This window comes from Ruegeria sp. CDSC051 (assembly GCF_059610665.1).
The window spans coordinates 400028-410992 of record NZ_JBXWOC010000004.1 but is presented as its reverse complement, the minus strand read 5'-3'; the positions used below and the strand labels follow the sequence as shown (position 1 = coordinate 410992).

Genomic DNA, 10965 nt, shown 5'->3' with positions numbered 1-10965 from the left:
CGATCAACCAACCAGCCCAACATCGGGCCAGATCCGTAGGCCGTGTCTGCAATCAGCCTTTCAGGGTGAAGATCGAACCGCCTTTTAACCCGGTCCAGCATGGTCTTTGTCGACCCCACTTCGGCTTGCCGGATGGACCTGGTCGCTTCGACATCCACAATCACGCTGTGATCTGTATCGATGAGGTAGTTATCGGAATACGCAAAGAATGCTGGCGCCTTGTGCGCCGCTGTCCATTGGCTAGCTGGGTCCGAATATGAAATGAACTTAGGCTTGACCGGCGATGCAGCACCAAACGCAGCCTCATCCAGAGTTTCCAGATATTCCCGAACAGCACGCGGTGCGGTCTTGGCATCGATCCGTGCAGCATCCCATTCTTCCTGTGATGCTGAATATTGCTTGGTCGCCTCCGCCTCAATCAAGCTGGCATCAATCGCCATACGCTGGCCGCTGACCAAACCTTCTGCAATGCACCGTGCCACTGTCGTTTCGAACACGTGCCGCAAGAGTTCACTCTCACGGAACCGACCATGGCGGTTCTTGGAAAAGGTCGAGTGATCCGGCACTCGATCAGTCAGATCGAGGCGACAAAACCAACGATATGCAAGGTTCAAGTGCACTTCCTCGCACAACCGCCGTTCCGACCGGATGCCAAAGCAATACCCCACAAGCAGCATGCGGATCAGCAACTCGGGATCGACGGAAGGGCGACCTGTATGGCTGTAAAAATCCGCCAAATGACTGCGGATACTATCCAGGTCAACAAATCGGTCAATCGACCGCAGCAGGTGATCTTGGGGAACGTGGTCCTCTAACGAGAACTCATAGAACAGTGCGGCCTGAGCTTCCTGTCTTGGTCCCATCATCATCCAATCTCCCTTTCAATAGGAGAATTGAATCAGCAGGATGGCATTCGATCAAGACAGAGTTTTTCAACAGAATATGGCATGATCATCGCAATAATACAGTATCTGGTGGGGTCATGACTAGTGAAGTTGCTATGTGCTCAAGTGTCTAATTTTCTGATTGGTTCTTTTGGAGCAGCAGTTCCGTTAGCTGATCAGTTGTCAATTCATCTAACGCACAATGCAGTTCCAGCCTGCCAGGAGTGACTGATCCAGAAACATGCAGGATCCCGATCGGAATCCGGAGTACATCACAGACACGCAATAGGTTTGTGTAGCTGATAGACCCATCACCGTTTACAAACGTTCCTAGCGTGTTGACGCCGAGTCCAGCTTTTTGGCCTACTTCTGCGGCCGACGTTCTTTTTAAAGCGAATGCAACGCGTAGGTTTTGCCGGACGATGTCCAGTCTAGGTTCATATTTTTTCACTGGATCACTTGGTTTTGTTAAAGGCGCTCAAGTTGGGCAGGGTATCACATTCGTTGTGAATACGGGAAGTCGTGAATGACCTTCGGCTGGGAGAGATGGCGACACCTTGGGAATATTGCTGCACCTAATCAAAAAAAATTAAATTTGAGATTCCTTTGGTCAACGCCGATGCGAAGCAAAATTTCTTGCCTTGCTAAAGTCAGTGGACTAACATTTTTTTGCGTCGTCAAAGAAACGTCGCCGGGATTGAGACCCCGTTTACTCGTAGGTGCCTAAAGCCGCACCGTTTGTTGCGGCTTTCTTTATGGTCAGGCGTTCAGGGCCGCTTTGTCGCGGGCCGCTTCCTACGAGCGGTAGTCTCAACTTTGTTCGTCTGGCCGCCAAGGGTTGTGCCTTTTGCGGTCGGTTGGGAATGCTGACTTTAGCAGATTGCATATGTGCTGCACAACAAAACCGATCGATTCAACAGAGACTTTAACCGAATTGCTTTCAAACGCCCATTCTCAGGCGCGCGCTATACATCATCTGGCTATGAATGACGGTAATCTTCCTCTTTCTAACCTACTTAATATGATCGAAGGAATGTCGTGCCTATTGGAGCGTGCTCTTTCTGAGGCCCACGAACGATCTGGCGATTTGTGGTTGGATATCATGAAAATTCAGCCAGACGTTCAGTCCAAAATACTTGAATTTCAGGTAAATCCATCATGAGAGGGCTCGCTAACTTCGCCTTCGAGGGTCGCCTGTTTCGGGTGGTTGAACGGGATGGAGAGCCGTGGTTCATTGCGGCGGACGTGTGTCGAGCTTTGGGTATTCAGAATATTGCTCAAGCAATTGGACGGCTGGATGAAGATGAAAGGGGTGTATGTTCAACATACACCCCTGGCGGAAATCAGGAGGTCTCTACCGTTTCCGAATCCGGTCTCTTTTGTTTGCTCTTGAGAAGTCGAGATGCTGTGAGCCCAGGCACTCAGCCGCATCGCTTCCGAAAATGGGTCACGGGAGAGGTGCTGCCAGCAATCCGCCAATCGGGCCAATATAGCCCGGCTGCGCTGCGCCATACACCTGTGCATTCGGACACACTCCATCAGGCGCTTGAGATTTGTCGCGAGATCCGATTGACTTGGGGCCGCGCTGCTGCCCGCAGTTTCTGGATCAATAGCAGTTTGTTAGATCTTCATAACCCTGAAGCTAGTCCCGATGACATGTCCGACACCGCTTTATTGTTGTTTTTGAAAGATAAATGCGAAATCACAGGATCGCATGGGGATTTTACGCGGTCACGTGAGTTATTGGCGGCGCTATTTTCCTATATAGAGGCGCGTGATCTTCCACGCATCGGGCTGCGCACTGCTTCGAACGCTTTGCGTGCTATGTCCGCCACCTAACGAGAGCCAGGCACCGGGGCACGGTTCTGGCACCACAAGCGGTCAGATACGGGGTATTGCGGTGTCAATCTGCGCCAATGATGCAATTTCCGGGGAGGGGTGCCGACGTGCCTCGCAAGGGAGCGGGGCGGCGGCCTGATCGTGGCCGGGCCGAGGCCACGCCCCCTGCTCCCCGCACCCCTCTGCAAAAAATAGTCAGCGTTGGGATTATCTCGATCCCTGTTCGGGACCGAGATAGGGATTTATTTTGCGATACTTTCGAGAGAATTATCTCAAGGTTTCAATCTGTTGCGCGATATCAAGGACCGGAGGGACTGAAATCCAGAACTTCTTTTGCTTTTGCACAGGGTAGGGGGTGCGGCCCGATCCGCCCTCGCGCGTAATGTGAGGTTCTTGGTCCCTGTAATCCCTAACTTGCGCTAGACTGTTTGTTTTCAATCACTTAGCGTTTCATGTCAGTCCCTCTCTAGTCCCTGATTGTTCCCTGAATGGGAGTAAGTCAGTCCCTAGCGGGGAATATCTCACTGTAGAAATAACAATATATTGTGATATTCTCTTGTCCGGTAACGACATGAGGGATTTGAGATGCACCATACAACCTATTCAACCCCGGCCTCTTTGGTTGCGGCGCTTAATCTTGATCTGATTGCTGTTGCGGCCGAGCGGCGTCAAGCTGTCGGCAAAGGTGATGGCGAGCGGCCGTCTCCGAGCATCGCCTCTGATCCTGTGGCTTTGGTCGAGATAAATGACTGGATGCCGGGAGCGCTGGAGGTGATGATTGAGCTGGGGCAGAAAACGGCCAAGCGTCGAGCGCCTGCCTTCCTGTCGCGGTTCAATCCCAATGACGGCCGCTATCTGGTGGCGATGGCCTATCTCGGCGCGGTCGAGCGGATCGGCAGCTTGAAGAGCGTGACGCTCTCCGCCGAGGCCGAGGTCTCGGGCGGGTCTGGCGTTGTCAGTGACGGCGGCGTGACGTCGCGCGTCCAGGACGTGACCCTTGTGCGGTTGGTGCATGGTGTTGCGAACCGATGGAAATGGGATCTTGCGCGCCGGTCGTTTGTCCGATCAAAGCCTCATGTTGTTCTGTTGCCCCGTCGCGGCAATGAGCGGGATCCGATCACCGCCGTCGCGTTGCTCAACGCGATCCTGATCGAGGGGCTTTCGATGGCCGAGATCCTGCGTCGGTTTGGGTGGTCGGTGCAGTCAAAGCACCGGGACCAACTCACCGAATCCGCCGAGCAAATGCTTCAGCGGATCGGCGACAAGCTCGGCTATTCAGCGCGGCTCTGATCGAGTTAGGACCGCTTTGTCGCGAAAAGTTTGACAGATCGGACCTCTCTCACGTACCGGATTCGGCATGGTCGAAATGACCCGGCCGGGCGGCTCTTGTCTCAGCTCCTTCATCTTGGTCATCCGCCCGGCCAACTTTCCCAAAAGTTTCAGCGATTGCGAGGCCGGAACACGGCGAAAGATCCTCGGCCATGGCGGCGGCTTTACAAGACCGCCTCTTAGTTGCGTCTCGCAAGGGCGCAGAAAGAGCGCGAGCCGCTTTGTGCAACCTGCCAGATGCTTGACAGGACGAATGATGGAAGCCTCAAGGGTGATGGCACCCCTCAGACGGACCCGCGTCGCCGCAATCTGGTTGCGGATCATAAGATCCCCCATCGTGGAGACGAGCCTTGTTCTATGATCCTGACAATCTGCAATCGCTCTGCCCTGATCATCATGATCGGGATAAGCAGATCGAGGAGATTAAAGGTTACTCGGAGCGGCGCGGTGCGAATGGCTGGCCTATAGATCCATGGCACCCGGCCAACCAATAGAGGTTATGCCTCCGTCCTGAAAATTTTTCAGGGGGGGGGGAGGGTGAAAAACAAAAGGCTCAACGCTTGGGACCGGAGAGAGAGCCTTTCTGTGTAACACACGGGAATTGAATAGAGTTCTCCACTCTGAGAGGTGATTTGATGAAAGGCCGTAAGCCCGAAGGGGGCGGCGCTGTCGTTCCCATGCGGGAGGATGTTGTTGACCAATTCAATCTTGATGAGCGCGGGCGCGAGCGGATGCTTTCGCTTGAGCCTGAGGATCTAAACCCTGCTCACCGCGAGATCTATCGCCGCCTTGCGCTGCCTTTGTGCCACCCGACCCGGGATCGGTTGAATGAGGCAAATATTTTTATGTTTCACCAGCTCGTGCGGGCGGTTGCGCGGCACGAAAAACTTTTGATCGCTATCGAGGATAGTGAAACCTACACCACAAAAACCCGGGATGGCATACAGGAAAAAGCAAAGCCCGAAGTTGCCCAGGTCAATGAAACCTTTCGTCAGATCCGCACTTTAGCCGGTGAGTACGGCATGACGCCGCAAACCGAGCGCAGCCTGACAGGCGGCGGTCAGATGGGCTTTAACTTCCCGGATCCAGCAGCGGAGAACTATTTCACATGAGCGACGCGACGCGGATCCCTCCGCAAGAGGATCCGGTCACGGCATGGGCGCAGGAAGTGGTAGCCGGTGAGGTGGTGGCAGGTCCTAAAATCCGCGCCGTCGCCGCTCGACATCCGCGCAACCTCGATTAGGGACCAGCGCGAGGTCTGGTCTGGCATCTGAATGCGGCGCATCACGCGATCGGGTTCTTTCCGAAGATGTGCTTTCTAAACAGTGCACGTTTGAGAGGCGGCCGTTCAGGTTGCTTCCGTTTCTGGCGTTCTGTGTAGGTGCACTGTTCGGCTGAAAATGTTCCGAGGATCATCTGGATCCCGAAAAGTGGGACCGCCGTCGCGTTCGTTGCAGCTATGACCAGGACGGTCAAGTCACGGCAACAGCCCAGCTAGCGGCCCTATTCTGACCGAGGGTTATCTCGCCTGGGAGGGCAAGACCGCCAAGCAGATGCGGGCAAGCGCTAGGATTGCACACCTACATTTCTGCAGTAGGCGCAATCAGTCTTGGGGGCAATAAAGCACCAGACTTGGATTGATGCGCAAAGCGATGGTGGTCCCATCGAACTGACACGCAGCGCCCTTTGTTATCAGATGTTGGTGTAGATCATCTCGGATCAAGCGAAAGATCGGGATGTGTCCCTGGAATCACTATGCTGGAGTTGGTCCTCGAAGGCTGCGCTTTTTCAATGCGGAAGATGAGGAGGGAAGGGCGTCGCGACATCACGGGTCCAGATCTCCGGAGGATCTGGCGGCGACGCTCCGCAAGGTCTTTTTCGTGTGATCCCCGGGCGGAACGGGTAGGGAACGCTTGCACCAGTTTTGCACCAAAGTGTGGTGCAAGTGCTCTAAACGTCACAGAATATCAATGAATTTCACAGAATTTTGTGACATTAGGTTTTTATACTTTTTTACTCAAAAACCCTTGTATTTCTTGGCGCTTATCGAATACACCGGCCAGCGGAGACGTGGCCGAGTGGTCGAAGGCGCTCCCCTGCTAAGGGAGTAGGCCCGGAAGGGTCTCGAGGGTTCGAATCCCTTCGTCTCCGCCACCAAATCTTCGTATGATGTTTTTTGTGATGGCTTACACGTTTTGAAGGCTTTATCCCCCACATACGCCAAGAAATAACGTGATCGGAAGGTTAGGGGTTTCGTTTCCAGCACTCAATGACCCGGCCCTTCGAAATACACGCGGGACGCGGTGGGTGCGAAGCTTGCTCTCGTGATCGACCATTGGTGCCTGGATTGTCGGCAAATCCGCTAAAACCACCGAAATCGGTACCGTTGGTGTTGCAAGAGCAGGCACTACCGGGGTGTTTCTGAATTCGGTTGACTGTTCGGTATGAGGCTGCTGGCGCTCGAAAGGTTGACCACCGGTAAAGTTGATTCAGCGGACAGGTCCTATTTGCCGGTTTGACTGCCTTGGAACAGACTGCGGATTACCCGCTCAACTCCAAACTGGCCGATGGAAAACTCTGCAGAATTCTACCGGTCCATTCCTTTGGGACGGCGCAAAGAGCTGTGGACAGACCGTCAGCTAAGGCTGCATTGGGTGCGGAAACGGAAACAGTGTGGTTGCTTGGGCTTGGGCCGAATGGGTTCAGGATATGGCCCTGGTCGCCCGGCAAGAGCGTGCCTGCAACCGATGATGTGGCTACTGAGCGTTCTCGCAAAGTGATCTTCCTGAGGACTTGATTATTGTGACCAGCAAGGCCGACCCGCCAGTCTTGCCCGTCACCTCGCTGACCCATTGCCACGATTTCTCCCATGTTAACCAGAACATCGCGTAAGCCAAAGGACCGTAACAGCGCCGCAATGCGATCGGTGATTGCGCCTTGTGCGATACCGTTCAATGTCAAGGCTGAGACACCGGGCTCTGGCAGCTGGATAGCATCAGCGTCATATCGGACTCGGTGCCAGCCGACAGTTTCTTGGGCGGCAGTCAATTCAGAAGCGCTGGCGCGCGCGGCCATCGCCCTCCAGACGGGTTGTATTGTGGGGTCAAAAGCCCCGTCTGATGCACTGTGAAGGGTCGAACACAGGCTCAGTACATTCAACAGCTCGGGGGCTGGTTGCTGCAGCAATCCGCTTCGGTTCAGCTCTGAAATCTGTGATCGCGATCGGTACAGACTAAAGATATCTTCCAGCCGGTTCAGTTCAGCTTCGATTGATGTCAGCAGGGGCGCCGCCTCTGCCTCAGAAAGGCCAACAAGGTCAAGGCTGGCTCTGGCCCCCAGCGCGATGCCACGCCAATGCGCGACTGGTGCGCCAGATGCGACCGCCGGTAGCGCAGCGCATGCCGCAGACATGATCAGAAAACGACGTCGGGACAAACGGCTCATGCTGGTGTCTCCAGTTTCAAGTCCAGATCGACGGGGCCAAGCACTTCGGCGTCGGGTATGTCAGTCAGGGGCAAAGCGGACCCTCCGTACAGGATGATGAAGCTGTCCGCATCGGTCGGGTCGGCAAAGGGCACGACCTCGCGCGCGCCCATGCCGCCGGCGACATTGGCCCCGACGACGAAAGTCGCACCTTCGGCATTGATCCAGTTGGATTGACCTGGTTGATGCCAGCTTGGGGCGGTTCCCATATCGCTGACATAGATTGCAACAATGGCTGCCTCGCGTTCGGGGCTTTTGAGATAGGCAACCATGTCGCGAACCTGCGCAAAAAACAGCGGTGTGGGATAGCCGTCGAGGTGAATCTGTCCTTTTGGACCGCCATGTTCAGCTATATTCATCTGGCAAAAAAAGCTGAGTGCGTCTGGTGTCAGATCGACCGGGTCAGGCGCGGCAATCTGTTCTTCCTTACAGGCAGTCAGGGCGAGTAGAGCAATCAGGAAAAGACGCTTCATGGCTCGACCCTTCGGAACGCGAGCCGGGCAAGTGCAAGGCCTAGCAGGGGCCAGATCAGCAAAGACAACGGGGCGGCCCAGACGGGCAGAGCCTGCGCAGCGCCGGTCATGCCGGATGCCATCGCGACGCCCTCGGTTGCGGCGATATTCCACAGACGGAAAGCGTCGGCTGGGTTGGCCACCATCACCCATGGAAAGACGGATTGAGTGAAGGTGCCGCCCTTGTCCATGACGACGGCCCCCAACAGGCCCAGATCATAGAGGACGACAAAAACCAGCCAGAGCCCGGCCGACAGACCTGCTGCCGCCGTGGCCCCCTTTGCCAGGGCGGACAGCAAGTATCCCAATGCCAGAAACACGGCGCCCAGCACGATCGAAGTGAGGATAAGACGGACCAGAGCCAACAGGCTTTCTGGACCGGCGCCACCGAACCATGCTGCCACCGCGCCAGCCGTGCCAAAACCTATGGTCATCGCAAAGGCAAGCGCCGACAAATGGGCGGTGAATTTTCCCAACAGGATTTCTCCGCGCCCGGCGGGATAGGACAAGAGCAGCGATAAGCTGCCCCGGTCCACATCGCCTGCGATGGCGTCAAAGGCAATCATCAGTGCCAGTAGGGGGGCAAGATAGACCGACAGCGTCGTCATCGAGGCAACCGAGACAGTCAGCATATCTACGCCAAGCGTGCCTGTGGGTGCACTGCCTGCAAAGGTAAGTGCCAGCGCGAATAACACCATGATCAGTGTCGCCATCAGCAGCCAGCGGTTGCGGCGCAGGATCAACATTTCAGTGCGGGTGATGGCGAGGAAGCGGATCATGGCCTCTTCTCCTGTGCATAGTAGCGATAGAGATCTTCCAGCTTGGGCGGTGTCATTTCCACATCTGCCACCGCATCGCCCAATCCGGCGATCCGGCGCAAGGCCTCCATCTTGTCGTCGACGGTGCAGAGCAACTCAACGGACGCGCCATTGATCCGGCTGCCGCCCAGTTTGGCGGCCAAGGCGTCAGGGTTAGAGCTGGCGCGCACCTTCAGGCGGATTGGCAGACCCGCCAGTGCCGAAAGGTTGTTTAACGTGTCATCGGCCACCATCCGACCCCCGCGCATGATTGCGATCCGGTCTGTGCGGGCCTCGACCTCAGTCAGGGCATGCGATGCGATCAGGACGGCGGTGCCTTTTGCGGCCAGTTCGTCGATGATGGCGTACAGATCCTGCCGAGAAATCGGGTCCAGTCCGCTCGTCGGCTCGTCCAGCAATGCCACTTTCGGCTGCCCCAGCAGCACTTGCGCCAATCCCAGACGTTGCCGCATCCCCTTGGAGTAGGTCCCGATCCGTCGGTCCAGCGCGTCGCTGAGGCCAACACGTTCCAGCAAACCGGGTACATCGGCCTTGGACCCCGAGAGCTGCGCGAACAGCGTCAGCTGTTCCCGGCCCGTAAGCGCCGGGTGGAAGGACACCGCCTCGGGCAAGTACGCCGTATCCCGCCGCGCCTGTGCGCTGCCGGGTGTGGCGTCTCCGATTCGAATGGCTCCGCCCTCAATCGGGATCAGGCCAAGGATTGATTTGATCAGTGTCGACTTGCCCGCGCCGTTATGGCCCAGCAGCGCCACGCGCTGACCGGGGGCAAGGGACAGGGTGATATCGTCAAGAACGCGGGTTTTGCCTCGGTCCTTACAGACGTTGTTTATCGTCAGGGCCTTATCCGTCATGAGGCACCTTTTTCATAGCTGAGGGTTCAGGGGCTCGCATCAATGGATTGCTGTCCATCACACCCCCCGGCAATAGTGCCGGGAAGGCTGATTGCGACCAGCGCACCAGCTGCACGGCAGGGGAGCCGAGCAGCAGCTTGGCTGCGGGTTGGGTCCACAGCACATGGTCCATCGAGTCATTGGGGCGATAAGGGGCATCAGCGACGCCGTTGCCATCCACATCATAGGCGGCGAAATCGGACCAGTAATTGCCGCGCCCGTCTTCAGACCACTCGACCCACTTGGTCGAAACGTATTTCACCTGAGTCCGGTTTCCGACAAAGGCGTTGCCGACGATACGGTTACGTTCTGACCCAGCAGTGAAGTGAATGCCGATGCCGCAACCCTCGAACCAGTTGTCGGTGAATTCGTTCTTGTTCGAGTTATACAGGAAGGTGCATTTCTCCTTTGCACCCTTAACGACGTTCCCGGAAATCACGCTCTTGTTGGCGTAGTTCAGCATCACACCATGTTCGCGATCATCAATCGACACATTGCCGGTGATTTTGACATTGGTCGTGAACATCACCGCATAGCCCAGATCATTGCCGATCGAGACGTTATCGCTGACCACCGAGTCGTCGGCATACATGTAGTGCACCGCGAACCGCAGGTCGCGGAACAGGTTTCCAGTAAAGGTGTTCTTCTTGGACGAGTTCACAAAGATCCCATCGCGCCCGTACCGGATATCATTGTCTTCGACCCGCGCACCCGGTGCGTTCCAGACATAGACGCCGTTGCCGCGGTCATTCATCCGCTTGTCCTGACGCCCTTCGATCCGGTTGCCGCGCACGACGCTGTCCTCGGCGCCGTGGATGTCGATGCCATAGAGATTGCCCAGCAACACATTGCCTTCGATCACCGGCGCATGGGCCGTTTTGACCAGCTGAATGCCACTGTCGATCCCATCATGGCTCGAGCCCGAACCAATCACTGTCAGACCGCGTACGGTCACGCCCGGTCCGGTCACGGTGATGACGCTGCCGACGCCTTGTCCGTCAATGGTGGCCTGCCCCTGCCCGTCAATAATGACGGGCCGGTCCAGAACCAATGTCTCAGAGTAGACACCGGGGCTCAGGCGAAGGGTGTCTCCATCCGCCGCCTGCGCCAGTATCTCGTTGATGGCCCCCGCCCGGTTGGGCACATCCCAATCCGCCGCCCAAAGGGGCGAGCCGAGCAGGAGCGGTATGAGCAGGGGCCAACGCATGGG

The 10965-nt window shown here is 56.3% G+C and carries 9 protein-coding genes and 1 tRNA gene; 4 read left to right on the top strand and 6 right to left on the bottom strand.

Going from position 1 to position 10965, the window contains the following annotated elements; translation table 11 throughout:
- Nucleotides 1–866: transposase (locus tag AC2FH0_RS12640; protein ID WP_496789464.1), on the bottom strand; the 866-nt coding region annotated here is incomplete at its 3' end.
- Between the two features lie 1176 nt (nt 867–2042).
- Between AC2FH0_RS12640 and AC2FH0_RS12635 the strand changes: the two genes are divergently transcribed.
- The 4 genes from AC2FH0_RS12635 (at nt 2043) to AC2FH0_RS12620 (ending at nt 6206) form a co-directional block, all read left to right on the top strand.
- Entirely contained in the window at nt 2043–2723 is a 681-nt protein-coding gene (locus AC2FH0_RS12635) for a BRO-N domain-containing protein (RefSeq protein WP_496709256.1), read from the top strand.
- 585 nt (nt 2724–3308) lie between these two features.
- Nucleotides 3309–4013, top strand: a complete 705-nt coding sequence (locus AC2FH0_RS12630; RefSeq protein WP_282021682.1) for a hypothetical protein — start codon at nt 3309–3311, stop codon at nt 4011–4013.
- A gap of 674 nt (nt 4014–4687) precedes the next feature.
- Nucleotides 4688–5164 (top strand): P27 family phage terminase small subunit, encoded by a 477-nt coding sequence (locus AC2FH0_RS12625; protein ID WP_496691884.1) that lies wholly within the window; start codon nt 4688–4690, stop codon nt 5162–5164.
- 952 nt (nt 5165–6116) lie between these two features.
- Nucleotides 6117–6206: transfer RNA gene (locus tag AC2FH0_RS12620), tRNA-Ser, on the top strand.
- A gap of 387 nt (nt 6207–6593) precedes the next feature.
- Here the strand turns inward: AC2FH0_RS12620 and AC2FH0_RS12615 are convergent.
- Genes AC2FH0_RS12615 through AC2FH0_RS12595 form a run of 5 tightly spaced genes read right to left on the bottom strand, consistent with a single transcriptional unit; the run spans nt 6594 to nt 10962 of the window.
- Nucleotides 6594–7496, bottom strand: a complete 903-nt coding sequence (locus AC2FH0_RS12615; RefSeq protein ID WP_496691883.1) for an FAD:protein FMN transferase — start codon at nt 7494–7496, stop codon at nt 6594–6596.
- Nucleotides 7493–8008 carry a nitrous oxide reductase accessory protein NosL gene (locus AC2FH0_RS12610; protein WP_142635212.1) on the bottom strand — a complete coding sequence of 172 codons (516 nt, stop codon included), beginning with the start codon at nt 8006–8008 and terminating at the stop codon, nt 7493–7495. The genes AC2FH0_RS12615 and AC2FH0_RS12610 overlap by 4 nt, the downstream gene beginning before the upstream one ends.
- A complete protein-coding gene (locus tag AC2FH0_RS12605) occupies nt 8005–8826 on the bottom strand; it encodes an ABC transporter permease (protein ID WP_496709254.1) in 822 nt (273 codons plus the stop codon). The genes AC2FH0_RS12610 and AC2FH0_RS12605 overlap by 4 nt, the downstream gene beginning before the upstream one ends.
- Nucleotides 8823–9716: an ABC transporter ATP-binding protein gene (locus AC2FH0_RS12600; protein WP_496691881.1), complete on the bottom strand. Its 894-nt coding sequence runs from the start codon at nt 9714–9716 to the stop codon at nt 8823–8825. Before AC2FH0_RS12600 ends, AC2FH0_RS12605 begins: the two co-directional genes overlap by 4 nt.
- Nucleotides 9706–10962, bottom strand: a complete 1257-nt coding sequence (locus AC2FH0_RS12595; protein ID WP_142635217.1) for a nitrous oxide reductase family maturation protein NosD — start codon at nt 10960–10962, stop codon at nt 9706–9708. Before AC2FH0_RS12595 ends, AC2FH0_RS12600 begins: the two co-directional genes overlap by 11 nt.
- Nucleotides 10963–10965 lie beyond the last annotated feature (3 nt).

Bases quoted from the DNA above. Each gene is read 5' to 3' on its own strand.
- AC2FH0_RS12635 (WP_496709256.1), top strand. From the start codon at position 2,043: ATGAGAGGGCTCGCTAACTTCGCCTTCGAGGGTCGCCTGTTTCGGGTG.
- AC2FH0_RS12630 (WP_282021682.1), top strand. From the start codon at position 3,309: ATGCACCATACAACCTATTCAACCCCGGCCTCTTTGGTTGCGGCGCTT.
- AC2FH0_RS12625 (WP_496691884.1), top strand. From the start codon at position 4,688: ATGAAAGGCCGTAAGCCCGAAGGGGGCGGCGCTGTCGTTCCCATGCGG.
- AC2FH0_RS12615 (WP_496691883.1), bottom strand. From the start codon at position 7,496: ATGAGCCGTTTGTCCCGACGTCGTTTTCTGATCATGTCTGCGGCATGC.
- AC2FH0_RS12610 (WP_142635212.1), bottom strand. From the start codon at position 8,008: ATGAAGCGTCTTTTCCTGATTGCTCTACTCGCCCTGACTGCCTGTAAG.
- AC2FH0_RS12605 (WP_496709254.1), bottom strand. From the start codon at position 8,826: ATGATCCGCTTCCTCGCCATCACCCGCACTGAAATGTTGATCCTGCGC.
- AC2FH0_RS12600 (WP_496691881.1), bottom strand. From the start codon at position 9,716: ATGACGGATAAGGCCCTGACGATAAACAACGTCTGTAAGGACCGAGGC.
- AC2FH0_RS12595 (WP_142635217.1), bottom strand. From the start codon at position 10,962: ATGCGTTGGCCCCTGCTCATACCGCTCCTGCTCGGCTCGCCCCTTTGG.